The sequence below is a fragment of the Pseudomonas sp. 7-41 genome (assembly GCF_021233075.1).
Taxonomy (GTDB): Bacteria; Pseudomonadota; Gammaproteobacteria; order Pseudomonadales; family Pseudomonadaceae; genus Aquipseudomonas; species Aquipseudomonas veronii.
The window spans coordinates 3,264,850-3,281,936 of the sequence record NZ_CP089551.1 but is presented as its reverse complement, the minus strand read 5'-3'; the positions used below and the strand labels follow the sequence as shown (position 1 = coordinate 3,281,936).

The 17,087-nt window shown below is 62.4% G+C and carries 13 protein-coding genes; 3 read left to right on the top strand and 10 right to left on the bottom strand.

Annotated elements, in window-relative coordinates:
• The first annotated feature begins 47 nt into the window (after nucleotides 1-47).
• The gene (locus LQ249_RS14705; protein WP_232566593.1) at nucleotides 48-1,007 is read left to right on the top strand and encodes an oxidoreductase; all 960 of its coding nucleotides are present in this window, start codon (nucleotides 48-50) and stop codon (nucleotides 1,005-1,007) included.
• On the opposite strand, the gene LQ249_RS14700 is transcribed toward LQ249_RS14705, so the two are convergent.
• A complete protein-coding gene (locus tag LQ249_RS14700) occupies nucleotides 997-3,261 on the bottom strand; it encodes an ATP-dependent DNA helicase (RefSeq protein ID WP_169881104.1) in 2,265 nt (754 codons plus the stop codon). The two genes, LQ249_RS14705 and LQ249_RS14700, sit on opposite strands and share 11 nt — an antisense overlap.
• A complete protein-coding gene (locus LQ249_RS14695; RefSeq protein ID WP_057004063.1) occupies nucleotides 3,258-4,904 on the bottom strand; it encodes a VRR-NUC domain-containing protein in 1,647 nt (548 codons plus the stop codon). Before LQ249_RS14695 ends, LQ249_RS14700 begins: the two co-directional genes overlap by 4 nt.
• Nucleotides 4,905-5,091: 187 nt before the next feature.
• On the opposite strand from LQ249_RS14695, the gene LQ249_RS14690 reads away from it, so the two are divergent.
• Nucleotides 5,092-5,316: a YgdI/YgdR family lipoprotein gene (locus tag LQ249_RS14690; protein ID WP_017845718.1), complete on the top strand. Its 225-nt coding sequence runs from the start codon at nucleotides 5,092-5,094 to the stop codon at nucleotides 5,314-5,316.
• 75 nt (nucleotides 5,317-5,391) lie between these two features.
• Here LQ249_RS14690 and LQ249_RS14685 read toward each other — a convergent pair whose 3' ends face one another.
• From LQ249_RS14685 to LQ249_RS14650, 8 genes are all read right to left on the bottom strand, one after another.
• Nucleotides 5,392-6,816 carry a polyurethane esterase gene (locus LQ249_RS14685; RefSeq protein WP_169864524.1) on the bottom strand — a complete coding sequence of 475 codons (1,425 nt, stop codon included), beginning with the start codon at nucleotides 6,814-6,816 and terminating at the stop codon, nucleotides 5,392-5,394.
• A gap of 59 nt (nucleotides 6,817-6,875) precedes the next feature.
• Nucleotides 6,876-8,219 (bottom strand): TolC family outer membrane protein, encoded by a 1,344-nt coding sequence (locus LQ249_RS14680; protein ID WP_017845716.1) that lies wholly within the window; start codon nucleotides 8,217-8,219, stop codon nucleotides 6,876-6,878.
• A gap of 2 nt (nucleotides 8,220-8,221) precedes the next feature.
• On the bottom strand, nucleotides 8,222-9,523 hold the full coding sequence (locus tag LQ249_RS14675; RefSeq protein WP_017845715.1) for an HlyD family type I secretion periplasmic adaptor subunit: 1,302 nt from the start codon (nucleotides 9,521-9,523) through the stop codon (nucleotides 8,222-8,224).
• On the bottom strand, nucleotides 9,520-11,271 hold the full coding sequence (locus tag LQ249_RS14670) for a type I secretion system permease/ATPase (protein ID WP_232566592.1): 1,752 nt from the start codon (nucleotides 11,269-11,271) through the stop codon (nucleotides 9,520-9,522). Before LQ249_RS14670 ends, LQ249_RS14675 begins: the two co-directional genes overlap by 4 nt.
• A 97-nt stretch (nucleotides 11,272-11,368) precedes the next feature.
• Nucleotides 11,369-11,737 carry an AprI/Inh family metalloprotease inhibitor gene (locus LQ249_RS14665; protein ID WP_017845713.1) on the bottom strand — a complete coding sequence of 123 codons (369 nt, stop codon included), beginning with the start codon at nucleotides 11,735-11,737 and terminating at the stop codon, nucleotides 11,369-11,371.
• A 48-nt stretch (nucleotides 11,738-11,785) separates the two neighbouring features.
• Nucleotides 11,786-13,219: a serralysin family metalloprotease gene (locus LQ249_RS14660; protein ID WP_046383347.1), complete on the bottom strand. Its 1,434-nt coding sequence runs from the start codon at nucleotides 13,217-13,219 to the stop codon at nucleotides 11,786-11,788.
• A gap of 358 nt (nucleotides 13,220-13,577) precedes the next feature.
• The gene (locus tag LQ249_RS14655) at nucleotides 13,578-14,681 is read right to left on the bottom strand and encodes a DmpA family aminopeptidase (RefSeq protein WP_046383346.1); all 1,104 of its coding nucleotides are present in this window, start codon (nucleotides 14,679-14,681) and stop codon (nucleotides 13,578-13,580) included.
• Nucleotides 14,682-14,690: 9 nt separating this feature from the next.
• A complete protein-coding gene (locus LQ249_RS14650; RefSeq protein ID WP_017845710.1) occupies nucleotides 14,691-16,055 on the bottom strand; it encodes an APC family permease in 1,365 nt (454 codons plus the stop codon).
• Between the two features lie 199 nt (nucleotides 16,056-16,254).
• Here LQ249_RS14650 and LQ249_RS14645 point away from each other — a divergent pair, with 199 nt between their 5' ends.
• Entirely contained in the window at nucleotides 16,255-17,049 is a 795-nt protein-coding gene (locus LQ249_RS14645) for a helix-turn-helix transcriptional regulator (protein WP_017845709.1), read from the top strand.
• Nucleotides 17,050-17,087: the final 38 nt, after the last annotated feature.

Genomic DNA, 17,087 nt, shown 5'->3' with positions numbered 1-17,087 from the left:
TCCGGCATCCAGGGGAGAACATAGCGGCTCCCCCTGGAGAACTCCCTATGATCAATAAACAACGCCCTATCGAGAGTGGATTCGACGGCACGACAACCGCTATGCAAGCGTTGGCGGGTAAAGATTTGCACGGTATGACTGCCATCGTCACCGGTGGTTATTCAGGCATTGGCCTGGAAGCCGTGCGCGTGTTGGCAGCCGCAGGTGCGCAGGTCATCGTGCCTGCACGGGACCCGCTCAAGGCCGAACGCAACCTCGATGGCATTGCCGGGGTTGAGTGGGGCAACCTGGATTTACTCGACTCGGCGTCCATCGACTGCTTTGCACGCAATTTCCTGGTGTCCGGGCGGGCATTACACCTGTTGATCAATAGCGCCGGGATCATGGCCACGCCACTGCAACGCAACGGCAAGGGTGTGGAAGCGCAGTTCGCCACCAATCATCTGGGCCACTTTCAACTGACCGCGCGCCTGTGGCCGGCCTTGTGCGAAGCCGACGGTGCGCGGGTAGTGTCGGTATCGTCGCTAGGCCATCGGTTGAGCCCTATTCATTTCGAAGACCCACAGTTTGAGCGACGCCCTTACGACAAGTGGGCCGCCTACGGCCAATCAAAGACGGCCAACGCGCTGTTTGCCGTGGCGCTGGATCAACGCGGTAAAGCACACGGTGTGCGTGCATTTTCCGTGCATCCCGGGGAGATCCTCACGGACCTGGTTCGCTACCTTGACAGGGACGACCTGGCGTTGATTGGAGCACTGGACGATTCAGGGAACATCCGTCCTGCCAAACATTACAAACGTCCCGAACAAGGCGCAGCGACGATGCTGTGGTGTGGCGTCAGCCCTTTACTGGAGGGTATGGGCGGCCTGTACTGCGAAGATTGTGAGGTTGCCGTGCTCTCTCAGGACGACACCAAACGCTCCGGCGTCCGCGCATGGGCCATCGATCCGGAGCAAGCCGAGCGGCTCTGGGCATTGAGCGCGCAATTGAGCGGCGTCACGCTTTAGTCGCTATCGCCCACCACCGAGGCAACAGCTGCCGCACCCGCGCTTCGCCGAACCGGTCATCGATCAACATCACCACGCCTTGGTCCTGCTGGCTGCGGATCACCCGCCCCGCCGCCTGCACGACTTTCTGAATGCCCGGGTACAAGTAGGTGTAGTCATAGCCGGAGCCGAAGATCGCGCCCATGCGCTGCTTCATCTGTTCGTTGACCGGGTTCAGTTGCGGCAGCCCCAGGGTCGCGATGAACGCGCCGATCAAGCGCGCACCGGGCAGGTCGATGCCTTCGCCAAACGCGCCGCCCAGCACCGCAAAACCGACGCCCTGGCTGTGTTCGGTGAACTGTTCGAGAAACGCCCGGCGCTCGGCTTCGGCCATGCCGCGTGACTGCTGCCACAGTGCGATATGCGGGTGTCGCTCGGCGAGTAACAGCGCCACTTGTTGCAGATAATCGAAACTGCTGAAGAACGCCAGGTAATTACCCGGTTGGTGAGCGAACTGCTCGGCGATCAATTCAACGATGGGCTCCAGCGAGGCCTGGCGATGCACGAACCGGGTGGAGACCTCATCGACAATCCGCACCCGCAACTGCGCGGCATTGAACGGTGATTCCACGTCGACCCAGGCAGTGTCCGCCGGCAGGCCCAGCAGGTCGGCGTAGTAATGGCGCGGGCTGAGTGTGGCGGAAAACAACACGCTGCTGCGCGCCGCCGTCAATCGTGGGCGGATGAATTCGGCGGGCACCACATTGCGCAGGCACAAGGTGGAACTGCTGCGCTTGCCGCGCAACTGACGCAGGCTGATATCAAAGATGAAATGTTCGTTGAACAGCTCGGCGACCTTGGCAAATTGCAGTGCCTCAAAATAGAACGCCTGCAGATCGCCATTGAGTGCTTCGGGGTGGTCGTTGAAATAGTCGCCCATGGCGCTGGCGCAAAGGCTCAGGGCCTGGAGCATTTTGTCGGGTCTGGCCGCGTAGGCCTGATACGGCGCGAGTTGGTCCTTGTGCAACGCGTTCCACTCACGATTCAAGCGCTGCAAGGGTTTCTTCAACGGCTCCGGCGCCGTATCGCGCACGGTCTTGAGGGTGTACTGATCAAGGCTGGCGCTGTACATCGATCGTGCGCGCTCCACCAGGTTATGGGCTTCGTCCACCAGCACCGCGACGCGCCACTGGTTGAGTTGGGCCAGCCCGAACAACAGCGCGCCAAAGTCGAAATAGTAGTTGTAGTCGGCGACCACCAGGTCGCTCCAGCGCGCCATTTCCTGGCTCAGGTAATACGGACAGAGGCCGTGCTCCAGGGCGACCTCGCGCAAGTTGTGTTGGTCGAGCAGGCGCACCTTGGCGGCCGCGATACGCGCGGCGGGCAAGCGGTCGTAGAAACCCTTGGCCAGCGGGCAGGATTCGCCGTGGCAGGCCTTGTCCAGGTGTTCGCAGGCCTTGTCCCGCGCCACCAGCTCCAGCACGCGCAGCGGCAGTTCGGGACTGCTGGCATACAGCACTTGCGCGGCGTCGAGGGCCAGCTTGCGACCCGGGGTCTTGGCGGTGAGGAACAACACCTTGTCCAGTTGCTGGGGCGCCAAGGCCTTGAGCATGGGGAAGATCGTGCCGACGGTTTTGCCGATGCCGGTGGGCGCCTGGGCCATCAGGCAGCGGCCGGTGCTGACGGCCTTGTACACCGACTCTGCGAGGTTGCGCTGGCCGGGGCGAAAGGCGCTGTGGGGGAACGCCAGGGCCTGTGCGGCGCGGTTGCGGGCGTCGCGGTGCTGCATCTCCTGGCGGGCCCAACCGAGAAACAACGCGCATTGCCGGTTGAAGAAACATTGCAGATCGGCGGCCGCAAAGCGCTGGTTCAGCGAGGTTTCGCCCTCGCCGACGATATCGAAATACACCAGCGCCAAATCGATGTGCGCAAGCCCGAGCTTCTGGCACATCAACCAGCCGTAGACCTTGACCTGGGCCCAATGCAATTGCCGATGGTTGGCGGGCTGGGCGTCGAGGTCGCCGCGATAGGTCTTCACCTCTTCGAGGCGGTTGCTGTCCGGGTCGTAGCCGTCCGCCCTGCCCCGCACCTTGAGTTCCTCGTACTCGCCTTCCAGGGCCACTTCGTTCTGGTAGTGCGCGCTGCGCCGCGAGGCGACCGTGCGATGGCCGGCGATGCCTTCCTGGGCGCTGGGCGATGGGGTAAAACGCAGGTCGAGGTCGCCGACCTTGGCCGTGAACTCACACAGTGCGCGCACCGCCACGGTGTAGCTCAAGCGGACTGCGCCCAGCGCACATAGCAGACGGTGACCGGCATCTGGTACTCGCCACAGAACTCCAGCCAGCGCAGTTGGTTGTCTTGCAGGCGATCGCCGGGGCCTTTGACTTCGATCATGCGGTAGGTTTTCTGCGCGGGCCAGAACTGGATCAGGTCCGGCATACCCGCGCGGTTGGCGCGAATATCCAGCAGCAGCCGCTCGAACCAGCAACGCAAGTGTTCGGCGGGCAAGCATGCCAAGGCCTGCTCCAATAGTTCTTCACTGAGCAGGTTCCAGAAGACAAAGGGTGACTGGATGCCCCACTTGTCCACGTACCGTTGGCGGATGGTGTGTTTGTAGCGGTCATCCTGCAGTTGCTCGAGACAGGCGGCAAACAGTGACGCACGGCGCTGATGGAAGTCTTCGCTGTGCAAATCCGCCGGCCCGCGCTGGAACGGGTGGAAAAATGCCCCCGGCAGCGGCGCGAAGATCGCCTCCCAGCACAGCAGGCCGAACAGCGAATTGATCAGGCCGTTTTCGACGTAGTACACCGGCGCATCGGGCTCGCTCAGATGCGCCTGCACGCAATACTCCACCGCCATCGAGGGCGGCGGCGGCGGGAGCGCCAGGTCCAGGCGCGTGACGTCCCGAGGCTTGGCCTTGGGCACGGCTGGCGCGCCCAGCTTGCGCCGCAGGCGCGGCAACACTCGCAGCAGGTGTTGCTGCTCGGCGGGGCTTTCCGGGGCCTCGTGGGCGGCACATGCCAGGGCCATGGCCTGGGCGTAGTCTTCCTGGCGCTCCAGCACGCGAATCAAGCGTGCGCGCGCGCCGGGATAAGCACAGGCCCGGTAGATCTGCTCGGCCAACGCCAACTCGGCACTGCGCTCGCAAGACTGGCCGACCTGGAACAACAGCTTGGCCCGGCGTTTTTCCAGCCAGGGGTTGTCGGTCTGCAACGTAGCGATCTGCGCCAGCACGCTGTCCAGCGCCTGCGCGGACTCAAAGGCTTGCTGGCACTGATGCAGGAACAGAAACCCCAGCACGTCATCGCGGCTGCGCAAACCACGGGACTGTGCGCAAAACTCGACTTTTTCGTAGGTATAGATGCCCAGGTCCGCCAGCACGAACTCCGACCAGTCCTGATGCAGGTTGCCGAAGAACATCAAGCGCAAGCGATCACACAAGTCCAACACGGTGACGCTGTAGAGCACGTCATCCAGCTCGGGGCACCAGTGGGCAAAGCAGCGACGCTCATCGAACTGCGGCGCCAGTTGCTCGAGCCAATCGGCCTTTTTGCCCTTGGGCTGCTCGATCCACGGCTGGAACGCGCCCAGCAACTCGCCCTTTTGCAGCAACCCGAACAGTTCGTCAAAGCCCAGCAGGCACTGATCATCCACCCAACCCAAAGCCTTCAGCGGGCGCGCTGCCGCATGAGCGCAGCCGATCTCCGGGTAATTGAGCTTGCCCGCTCGAAAATGCACGCCCTTGCGCATCACCAGACGTACCAGTAATGCCTGGGACGCCTGCGGCAACCTGTCGAATTGCTGAATGAAATGCGCTTCTTCAGCATCGAGCAGATCGGCATAGCGTTGTGCCAGCCAATCCAGCACCTGACGGAAGTTATGCAGGTAATACAGGGGGTTTTCGAGGGTTTCGGGCATGGTCCGCAGCGATTAAGTACTGGTTATGCATACAGAGTGCCGCCGCTGACGCGTTGTTGCAATCGGTAATAGATAAATGGCGCACGCAACTTTTTGCGTAAAAGTGATCAGATAGGGGAATTGATGGCGTAACATTTATGGCCCGCAGCCTCAGGCCGCGGGACTTTTCAGGGTTAAGGTAAGGGTTATGAACATGAAGAATTTGGGTCTGCCACTGGTTGCACTCACTTTTCTGGTATTGGCCGGTTGCGCGACGCAAACCGTAGTGACATTGCAGAACGGCACGCAGTATTTAACCAAAGACACGCCGAAGACCAAGACCGCCGACGGCTTCTATGAATTCACCGACATCGCCGGCAAGCGCATCCGCGTCAGGGCCGATGATGTGGCCACGGTTCGCAAGGAAGACTGATCCCGCCCTGCATCCCTCATCAAACATGTGGGAGCCCGCTTGCTCCCACCCTTTGAACCGCGTGCCAACGCGGTTTCAACCGATCACGACACCCTCCCCCGACCAGTTGCTCACCCCCACCAGCGTCACCGAGTCCGCGCCAAAACTGATCACCGTATCGCCGCCCACCGCCTTGGCGTGCTCGCGATAATCCAGGCTGCCCTGCACATCCGTGAACACCAGTTTGTCGCTCGATTGGTAGCCGATCACCCGATCCTGGCCAAACGGCCCGCTGAACAGAAAGGTGTTATGGCCACTGTTGTCGCGAAGGGTGTCGTTGCCCTTGCCGCCTTCGATGAAGTCCGCGCCCTTGCCGCCCTGGATCAGGTCATTACCGTCACTGCCGATGATGAAGGTGTTGCCCTTGTGCGGCTCGGCATTGCGGTTGAGGTCCTGCACCCAGGTGGTAGCCCGCGCCGGGTCGGACAGGTTGGCGACGATCACCGTCGAGTCCCGGCTCATCTGGTCGTAGAACCCGGATTCGAGCACGCGGGTCATGCCGTCGCCATAGCCGCTGGGCAAATGCGACACCCAGGTCGGCAGGTTGGCAATGGAGAACGGCAGCACGTTCCACAGCGTCGAGGCGTAGTGATCGTTGAAGCTGACGATGTTGTCGGTGGTCGATTCATGGGGCTTGTCATGCACGCCCAGGGACGACAGGTTGAAGGATGAACCGTCCAGCGCACGGAATACCGGGTCGTTTTCATAGCCGATGTTCAACACCTTGTCGCCGGCGCTCTGGGTCGGCGACGCGTAGGCCACATAGTTGGCGTCCTTGTAGAACCCCGACCATCGCTGGTCGCTCAACTCCGCCAGGCTGTTGACCGCCAGCCCGCCGAGGCTGTGGCCGCTGACCAGCACGTCGGAACCGCTCAGGCCATGGGCGCCGGCATACTCGGCAACCGCCTTGAGCAAACCGCCAAAGGCTTCGCCGGCGTAGTTCTTCGCATAATCCTTGGGGCCCAGGGCGGCGAGCAGATCGCTGAGCAGATCACCGATGGAATCGCTGATCAGGCTTTCCCGCGGCCCCGACGTGCCGCGAAAGCCGATGCCGATTTCGAGCAGGCGGCCGGCGTCATCGTACTTGCCCAGCACTTCGGCCTGCGCGGTGGTGTAGCCAGCCTTTTCACCGAAAAACGTGCCCCGGGCGTCGACCTTGCCGGCGTAACCCAGGGTGCTCGCGCTGAGCGGCGTCCATCCGGCGTGTTGCAGCGCTTCCAGGGCGGCCTTTTCCGAATCGGGATTCCACGGGATACCGGGAATCACGCCTTGGGAGTCGGCACCGCCGAGCAATGCACCGACCAGCGTCGCCGGCAGGCCAACGCCCAAGCCGTGGTGCTGATAGCCCACCGCAAAGCCGTTATCCAGGTTGTGGTAGGTATACAGCGTGATCGCCATCGCATCGGCGAACAGCGCCTTGGAACCCTCGGTGCCAAGGTTTTTATAATCAAAGATTCCCATCGGTAGTGCCTCTCTGTTGTTGGAGTTGTCGAGAAAGCGCAATGACGTCCCAGGTGCAGCTACGGCTGCTTGCCCACCGGCCCAAAGGCCTCATCGACTTGCGCCAGGTCGGTATCGCGCAGGTTGCCGGCGTAGTAGTGCAATTTGGTCCAGGCCATCAGGTAGTCATAACGCGCCTGGGCCAGGTCGCGCCGGGTGCTGTAGAGCTGCTGCTCGGCATTGAGCGCATCGAGGTTGACCCGCTCGCCGCCGAGGATGCTTTGCCGGGTCGACACCACCAGCGCCTCGGCCGAGGTCAGGGCTTTCTGGTAGGCGCGCAGCTTGCTCACGCCCGACAGGCAGGCGCTGAACTGGCGACGCAGTTCGATCAGGGTTTCGCGGGTCTTGCCTTCCAGCTCGTATTCGGCCTGCTCCATGGCACGGCTGGCCTGGCGCGTGGACGCGGAGACAGCGCCACCGGCATACAACGGCAGGCTGACTTCGACGCCGATGGTGTTGGTGTCGTAGCGCTGGTTGTAGGTGTTGCCGCTGTCGGATTCCTGCTGGCGCGAACTGGCATACGCGGTGATCTTCGGCAAGTGCCCGGCACGGTTGCGCTCCACTTCATAACGCGCCACTTCCAGGGCCTGACGTTGCGAGGCCAGCGTCGGGTTGTTGCTGATCGCCAGCGCGTGCCAGGTGTCGTAGTTGGCCGGCGTCAGGCTGAAGGCGGCGAAGCGCTGATTGAGCGGCGCGAGGTCGTGGATGTTGACGCTCTGCACGCCGATCAGCGCGCCCAACGCTCTTAACGAGGCGTCCTGTTCATCCAGCGCCTGGATTTCTTCGGCGGTGGCCAGCTCATAGCGCGATTCGGCTTCAAGGATGTCGGTGCGCGTGCCCTCGCCCTGCTGGAACAGGTGCTGGTTCTGCTGAAACTGCTGCTCGAAGGCGTTTTTCTTGGCGCGGGCGATCTCGATCTGGTCTTGGGCGAACAACGCTTGGGTGTAATAGCTCAACACCCGCACCAACAGCGCCTGGCTCTTGTCGCGAAAACTTTCATCGGCAAACAGCGCCTGGGCCACACCCTTGCGGTAGTTGGCATAGGCTTCGTAGTCGAACAGCGGCTGCTGCAGGCTGAAGGTCGAGCCGTAGCTGTTGTAATTGCGCGCGTCGCGATAGCTGCCGCCACGCCCGTCAGGCAGGTGCGCTTCGGAATTGTTGCGCCCCTTGTTGTAGTTATAGGACAGCCGCGGCAGCAACCCGGCGCGGCCGATGGTGCGGTTTTCCAGGCCGGCGTCGCGTTCCTTGAGCGCGCCAAGGAACACCGGATCGTTGCGCAGAGCCTGCTCGTACACATCGAACGGGCCCATGGCGGCCTGGGCAGGCGCACAGCTCAACAGCACGGCAATGAACAGCGGTTTCATGTTCATTCCTCGGTCAACGCAGAGCCGGCGCGGTCGAGCAGCGGCTTGAACAGGTAATTGAGCAACGAGCGCTCGCCGGTACGCACGAACATCTCGGCGGGCATGCCCGGCTTGATCACCAGGCCGTGGAGTGTTTCCAGCGCGGCCTCGCTGACGCTGGTGCGCAGCACGTAGTACGGCGCGCCGGTTTTTTCGTCGAGCAGTTGGTCGGCGGAAATCAGGCTGACCTGTCCCGGCACACGCGGGGTACGGCTCTGGTTGAACGCGGTGAACAGGATGTCGACCGGCAGGTGGGTGCCGACCTTGTCCACCAGGTGGACCGGCAAATGCCCCTCGACTTCCAGCCGCGTGCCCTGTGGCACGATCTCCAGCAAGGTCTCCCCGGCACGCACCACCGCGCCTTCGGTGTGGACGCCGAGGTTGACCGCAATGCCATCGGCCGGCGCGTTGATTTCGCTGTGTTGCAGGTCGAACCCGGCGGACGTGAGTTGCTGCTCCAGGGTCAGGCTGCGCAGTTGCGCGTCGGCCAGTTGGCTGCGCACTTCCTTCTGGTATTCGTCGCTGTGCTGCTGCAGTTTGAGCCGCGATTCGAGGATGCCCTGCTCCACTCGGCCGCTTTCGCCGGTGTTCTGCGCCAGGTCCTGTTGCACCTGGGACAACTGGCGCTGGTACTCCATCAAGCGGTTGCGCGGGATGTAGCCATTGTCGGCCAGGGGCTGCAGATTGCTCAGTTGATCGCGCAGGGATTGAGCCTGGGCGCTCAGGTCGCTGCGTGCGCGGCGCATGCCATTGAGCTGCGCCGTGGCGCCGTCGATATTCGCGCGAATCCCCGCCTGTTCACGGGCAAAGGCTTCGCGGCGGCTGCTGAACAGTTGGCGCTGGCCTTCGAGCACCAGGGCCAGCGCGGGGTCCGGGGCGGTGCTGAGTTCGGCGGGAAACACGATGGCCGCGCGATTGTCGCGCTCGCTCTGCCAGCGCGCCACACTGGCCCAGGCCAGGCGGTACTGCGCTTGCAGCGATTGCACATCGGCCTGGTTCTGGGTCTGGTCGAGACGAAACAGCGGCTGGCCCTGTTTGACCGTCTCACCTTCGCGCACCAGGATCCGGCTGACCACACCGGGGCTGAAGGTCTGCACGGCCTTGCGCTTGCCCGAGACCACCACGGTGCCCTGCACCGGAATGCCCTGGTCCAGCGGCGCCAAGCTGGCCCAGAGGAAAAACCCACCGGCGCCGACCACCGTCAGCCACCAGCCCAGACGCACGAAAAAAGCGGCGTCGCGTTGTTCCACAGTGAGCATGCTCATGCGCCTGGATTCCTTGCGGTTTGATACTGACGACTGAAACTGACGCCGGTTTTTTCCTGCGTCGCCGCCTGCTGGCCGGACAACGCGCGCAGCACGTCCTGGCTCGGCCCAAACGCTTGCAGGTGGCCTTCGTTGAGCACCAGCAACTTGTCGGCCTGGGCCAGGGCCGAAGAGCGGTGGGTGACGAGAATCACGCTGCTGCCCTGGGCCTTCAACTGCACGATGGCGCTGGCCAGCGCGGCTTCACCGACGGTGTCGAGGTTGGAGTTGGGTTCGTCCAGCACGACCAGCCGCGGCCCGCCATACAGCGCACGCGCCAGGGCCACCCGTTGCTTCTGGCCGCCGGACAGGCCGCCGCCGTTGTCGCCCAACACGGTGTCGTAGCCTTGCGGCAGGCGCAGAATCAATTCATGCACGCCGGCCTGTTGCGCCGCCTGGACCACTTGCGCCGGGTCGGCATCGCGAAAGCGCGCAATGTTGTCGGCGATGCTGCCGCTGAACAGTTCGATGTCCTGGGGCAGGTAACCGATGTGCGGGCCAAGATCGTCACGGTCCCAGCGATGGATATCCGCGCCATCCAGGCGCACGGTGCCGGCCAGGGTTGGCCATACGCCCACCAGCACCCGCGCCAGCGTGGACTTGCCGGACCCCGACACGCCCAGCACCCCCAGCACCTCGCCGGCGCCCAGGTGGAAACTGACCTGATGCAGCGTCGCCAGGCGTCGACCCGGCGGGCCGGCGCTGACCTGCTCGAAACTCACCTGGCCCTTGGGGGCGGGCAAGGCCATCGGCTCGACGTCCGGCGCAAATTCGCGCAGCAGTTGGTCAAGCCGCTGATAGGCCAGCTTGGCCGAACTCCACTGCTTCCACACGGCAATCAACTGGTCGATCGGGCTGAGCACCCGCCCCATCAGGATCGAACCGGCGATCATCATCCCGGCGGTCATCTCGCCCTTGATCACCAAGAATGCGCCCAGGCCGAGCACCAACGATTGCAGGCACAGGCGCAGGGATTTGCTCAGCGCGGTGATCACCGAGCCGGTGTCGCTGGCCGCGTTCTGCAAGCCCAGGAACTGCGAATGCACGGCAAACCAGCGCTGGCGCAACGCGCCGAGCATGCCCATGGCCTGGATGGTTTCGGCGTTGTGCAAATGGCTGGTGGCCAGTTGGCTGGATTGCTGGGAGTAACCGCCAGCCTCAGCCAGGGGCTTGTTGGTCAGGTATTCGTTGAGGCAGGCCAGGCCGATCAGCAGCAAGGCCCCGGCCGTGGCCAGCACGCCCAGCCACACGTTGAACAGGAAAATCACCAACAGATAGATCGGAAACCACGGCGCATCAAAAAACGCGAACAGCGCCGGCCCGGTGATGAACTGGCGCAGATGGGTCAAATCTGCCAGGGACTGCCCGGCATGCCCCTGGCCGCGTTGCAGGTTGCGTTCGAAGGCGGCTTTATACACGCGCAAGTTGAAGCGCCGTTCCAACTGGCTGCCGATGCGGATCACGATAAAACTGCGGATGACTTCCAGGCTGCCGATAAAGGCGAAGAAACCGACGACCATCAGCGTCAACATCACCAGAGTGGTTTCATTCTGGGAGGACAGCACGCGGTCATACACTTGCAGCATATAAATGGATGGCACCAGCATCAGCAGGTTAATTAATGCAGTGAAACAGCCAACGCTGATCAAAATACTTTTATATTCACCCAGCGCCTTGAATAAAGGCGCAACAACAGGGGGCTTCGCCATGGTGTTTGATCTTCCTTGAACCCAATGACCGGCAATAGTTGCCCCAGCCCCTGAATAAGCGGCGGCCAACTATTAAATTCGAGTTATAGCGTTATAACTAAGGTATTCGTTGCAATGTCACGATATCGCCAGATGGCGTGCGCGCCTGGTATTCACCGTCGCGCTGACGATTCAAGTGGGTAATCCCGGAACCTTCGGCATTCATCAACCAGATCCCGTCCGGCGTCGGCGACCATGTCAGGGGTTTGTCTCCCAGCCATTGCTCAACGCAGGCCACATCGCCCCCCACGGCGGTGGCTTGCTCCAGCAAATCCAGGGCACAGACCTGATCCTGTCGGTGCAGTTGCCAATGTCCGGCCAACTGCGCGGTGGTGGGTAAAACGAGACTGCTAGCCATTGCATGGGCTCCTGCCGACACGAACAACACCTGTAGGACACAGGCGATCAAATGCACAAAACGCGGCATGTGTATGCCCCTCCTGGAAGCGCGGCGCCACAACGCCGCGCCGGAGCATCAGGCCACGATGTCGCTGACCGCTGCCTGGCCCACGGTGGTGACGAGGAAATCCGCCACGCCGTGCCCGGAGAAGTCCACGGCCAAGGTACCCAGGTGGGTGCCCGAGGCATAGCTCAATACTGCGTCGCCGGCATGCCCGGTGAACGCGTTGACGAAGCTCAGGCCCGCACCTTTGGTGATGCCGCTCAGGTCGATCTTGTCGGCGCCGCTGGTGAAGTCAAAGATCTTGTCCGCCGCACCTGGCTTGGAATCGGAACTGGCACCGAACACAAAGGTGTCGTTGCCGGCGCCGCCCCACAGTTGGTCCGCACCGCCAGCGCCGTAGATGAGGTCGTTGCCGGCCCCGCCCTTGATCAGGTTGGCGGCATTGTTGCCGATGATCAGATCGTTGCCCGCGCCGCCGAAGGCGTTTTCCACGGTGACGCCCTTGGCGATGGACACGTTGCCCACCAGGCCGCCAACGTCGGAGAACGAGGTCTCATTGAGGTTGATCTTCTGGTTCTGGGTGAAACCGGAAAAATCCAGGGTGTCGTTGCCGCCGCCGTCCCAGACCGAAAACACCAGCTTGTCGGCGTTGGCGGTGGCGCTGAGGAAATCACGCCCGGTGTTGGAGTTGAAGCCGTAGGTGGTGTCGCCAGCGCGGGTGGCGTAGTTCGCGCCGTAAAGCTTCTGGATCGCCGCGATATCGTCGATCAACGGCCCGGAGGCATAGGCCTCGACCCCGCCCTTGCTGAAGTTCTGGTTGGTGTTGCTCTCGCTCCAGTAACTCATGAGGCTGTAGCCGCGCGTGTCCTGTCCATAGGTCGCGTCGTTGTAGGTCGGGTTGCCGTTCCCGGCGTTGTAGTCGCCGGGGTGAGCCAGGCCCAGGGTATGACCGATCTCGTGGGTCAGGGTCTGCCGGCCGTAGTTGTTCAGGTCCGGGGTCTTGTTGGGTGTGTAGCTGCTGTTGGTCAGGTACCACGAGGTGCCGTCGTAGCCCGCGCCGGTGCCGGGCAGGTAGGCGAAGGCCGCCGCGCCGTCCTGGCCGCCGCTGTAGTTGCCGAAGGTCATATGCCCATCGCCGCCGCTGGCCTTCTCGGTGAAGGCAACGTTGGCGACATCCGACCAGGACTGCATGGCCAGTGCGGCCTGGGCTTTCTGCTGGCTGTTGAACTGGCTGAAGCCCGAGATGCCATGCTTGTTCAGCGTGCTCGAGGAGGCCGAGGTCAGGAAGGTGTAGGTCAGGTCGATCTTGCCGTTGCCGTCGACGTCCCGGTACGCGGCGCCGTCGCGCAGCAGCTGGGTGGCGGCCTGGTCAACGGAGTAGGAGGGTTTGCCATTGATCGTGAGGTTGCCGCCACGGTCGTACAGATGGCTGAAACTATCGATTTGCGTATACGCAGTGCTGGCTTGCGCGGCAGACACAATAGCCTGGTCTTTTACTTTTGACATAAACGTACTTCCTTGTGTGCAAGTGCATCAGTCTTGGGTCGATAGGAACCCCGCTGGCGAGATCGTCCTATCACTCGCCTCTTTTGAAGGCGTCACGAAACTGACACAACTTGAAATCTTTCGTCTACATCTATTTACGCAGTGAAAACCGACAAGTCGGCAACTTAAGCAAGTCGCGTGCAATGTTTGTAGGGGGTTAGTTGCTTTTGTCCGACAAAAAGCACCGCGCTGTTATTTAAATATTAAATAGCGGTAAAGCCGCTCAACTTGAGCGGCGCACTTGTTTAGATGGATCCAATATATTGTCACGGTGTCATTCGCCGCATTAAAGAGCCAGCATCTTTATAAATACACCGGATTATCGGCAGCTGTTCCAGCCCGTCTCGCGCAATGCCTGCAACAGTGTTTCGCCGTCCAGACCCGGCACCCGCACCCCGTCGTCGGTGGTCATGCTCTCACCGGCCAGCATGGCGTTGACGATCGCCTCCTCCACTGCCTCCGCCGCGGCGAGGAACAGCGGGGACATATGATCGTTATTGACCATCTGCACCGCGCTGCTGAACGCCAGGTCCTTGCGCCCATAGTCCGCCGGGGGCAGCGCCTGATTGCCGGTGGCGAAGGCCAGGAACAGGTCGCCGCTGGAGTCCTCGGTGCCGCCGCCGGTGCGCGCAATGCCGATGGACGCGCGTTGCGCCAGGCGCCGGCATTGATGGGGCAGCAACGGCGCGTCGGTGGCCAGGATCACCACGATCGAGCCCATGCCCGGCGTGCCCCGCTCGGCGAACGGCGATGGGATCGTCATCAACTGCCGGCCCACCGGGTAGCCGTCAACCCGCAGTTCCTGGCGCTTGCCATGGTTGGCCTGCACCAGCACGCCGACCGTCCAGCCGCCCTGCTCCGCCGGCAACCGGCGCGACGCGGTGCCGATGCCGCCCTTGAATTCATGGCAGATCATCCCGGTGCCGCCGCCCACCGCGCCTTCCTGTACCGGGCCACTTTCGGCGTGGTCCAGCGCCTCGCGCACATGCGCAGGCTTGACGTGCTGGCCCCAGATATCGTTCAGCAGGCCGTCGTAGGTTTCCATCACCACCGGCATGCACCAGTACACGGCCGGGTCCGCCAGACGCTCGCGCTCCAGGGCAATCAGGGTGTCGCGCACAATGCCGAGGCTGTGGGTGTTGGTGATCGCCAATGGCGTGGTCAACAGCCCTGCTTCGCTGATCCACTCCAGGCCCGTGGCGTCGCCATTGCCGTTGAGCACGTGATACCCGGCAAAGCACGGCTGCTGCCGCGCCTCGCCGACACGCGGCTGGACCACTGTGACGCCGGTACACACCTGTTTACCGTCGACGCGGGTCTTGAGCGTGCTGTGGCCGACCCGGACGCCGGGAACATCGGTGATGGCATTCAACGCGCCGGGCGTGCCCAGCCCCAACGTGATGCCCAATTGACGTGCGCGCATAACCACTCCTTACAGTTTCTGATACGCCGGACTCAACCGGCCACTGATGCAATACAGAATCACCGACAGCGCCAGCAAGCCGATGATGACCATGATGTCGCGCACCGAAGCCTCCGCGATCAAGGTCATCAACAGATACCCGGCGCCCAGCACCGCCAGCAATGCCGGCAGCGGCCACAAGGGCATGCGATACGGATGTGCGCGCTCACGCAGCAGCACCCGGCTCATCAGCGCACTCAAGGCCACGATCAGGTACACCAGCATGATCAGCAGCACACTGAACGAGGTGAGGTCCGCCAGGTTGGAGCTGAAACTCAGCAGCGCCGAAGGGATCGCCAGGAACAGCGTCGCCAGCCAGGGCGAATCCCAGCGCGGGTGAATGCGCGTGAACAGTTTGTTGATGGTCGGCGTCCACAGGGCGTCGCGGCCGCTGCTGAATACCACGCGGCCGATCTGGATCACGATGGCGACGATGGCGTTGAACACCGAGAGGAAGATCCCGGCACTGACCAGGCGTGACAAGGTTTCGTTGCCATGGCTGGTCAGCAGGTAGCCGATGGGGTCGGGGCTGCTGATCATCGCACTCAGCGACGGCGCGCCGATCAGCAGCGCCGTGATCGGCACCAGTTCGATCACCACCACCAGCCCCAGGGACCACAACACCGCTTTGTGTACGCCCTTGCCGCCGCATTTCATGTCTTCGGCCAGCAGCACCGCCGGCCCGTAGCCATTGAAGGAGAACAGGCCGATGCCGACCGCGCCGATCACCAGGGCCCAGGGCGCCAGGTGCAACATGCCGTTTTCGACGATCTGCGGCTGAAACAGCACGCTGACCGGCTGCACCGGATGGCCGAAGCCGAGGAACACGATCACCAGCAAGGCCGCCACTTCCAGCAGCAGGCAAGTGCCGGTGATCCAGGCATTGAGCTTGATATTAAGGATGCCCAGGGCGTAACTGCACACCACAATGACCAGCGCAACGGTCTGGGCATCGAACCGGGTGCCCAGGGCGTTATTCAAGTAGGTCGCCGCGCCCGTGGCCAGTACCGGTGGGATAAACAGCAACATCACCAGTACCGTCAGGAACGTCGCATAGCCCGCCATGCCGCCGAATACCCGCTTGGCATACACATATTCACCGCCAGCGCTGTTGTGGGCGCGGCCCAGTTCGGCGTAGCAAAAGGCGAACATCAGCGCGAGCAAGGCGGCCATGACAAAGGCCAGGAACACGCCGCTGCCGGCCTGTTGAATGGCGAACGGGGCGATCACGAACACCGAACTGGCGGGCGTCACCGCCGAAACGGTAATGGCCACCACATCGAAGACGCTCAGGGTGGGCTTGAGCACGCCGTCAGGCGCGGGGGAAGCACTCATATCGTTATCCTCTGTCGTTGTTTTTGGTGTGAGGCAGAAACGAAAAGTCTGAAAGTCGTGGGATATGTTTCCCACTCAATGATCGCGAAGTTAAAGCCAGAGCTGTTGTCAGCCAATTCCCCTATTGGCGTACTCCCCTTGACGACACCCGGCAAAAGCCGAACCCTTGGCCGATCTTTTGATGAGGGGAACCTGTGACATGAGCCTGTTCAGGGAAGTCGGCATGCATGCGGGGCTGGGGCGCACCCTGTCACAGATCGGCAGCGAGCGATTCTGGAAACAGCTGGTGCTGTTGTTGCACCAATGCCTGCCGTTCGATAACGCCCTGGCGATTTTCTACCCGCTCGATGGCCTGCCCCAGGCCCTGGAGGAATACGACGCCCAGCCCAGCAGCAAACCGGCGTCGATGCTGGTGTACCTCAACGGCCTGTACGTGCTTGACCCGTTTTTCCAGGCCTGCCGCGAAGGGTATGCCAGCGGCGTGTACCGCCTGGAGGAAGTGGCGCCGGACCATTTCCGCCAGAGCGAATACTTCCTCAACTACTTCCACGACAACGTGCTGGAAGACGAGGTGCAATTCATCCTGCAACTACCTGGCGCGGGCACATTGTCGCTGTCATTGGGCATGCAGCGGCGCTTCAGTGCTGAAGAAACCGGGCTGCTGACCACCTTGGCCGCGTGGGTGCTGCCGTTGATGCAGCAGCATTGGCAGCAAAGCACCCAGCGTGTACCGGCAGCGCAGGCGATGGCCAGCCAGATTCGCGATGCGCTGAGCCATTTCGGCTGCGGCGTGCTCTCGGACCGCGAGCTGGAAGTCGCCCGCCTGGTATTGCGCGGGTTCTCCTCCAAGGCCATGGCCGAGCGCCTGAATATCTCGCCGGATACGGTCAAAGTGCATCGCCGGCATCTGTACGCCAAGCTGGATATTTCTTCGCAGCCGGAGCTGTTCTCGTTGTTTATCCAGTCGTTGGGGCATGACCTGGAAAACCCCTGAATCCAAATGTGGGAGGGGGTTTACGTCCTCCCACATCA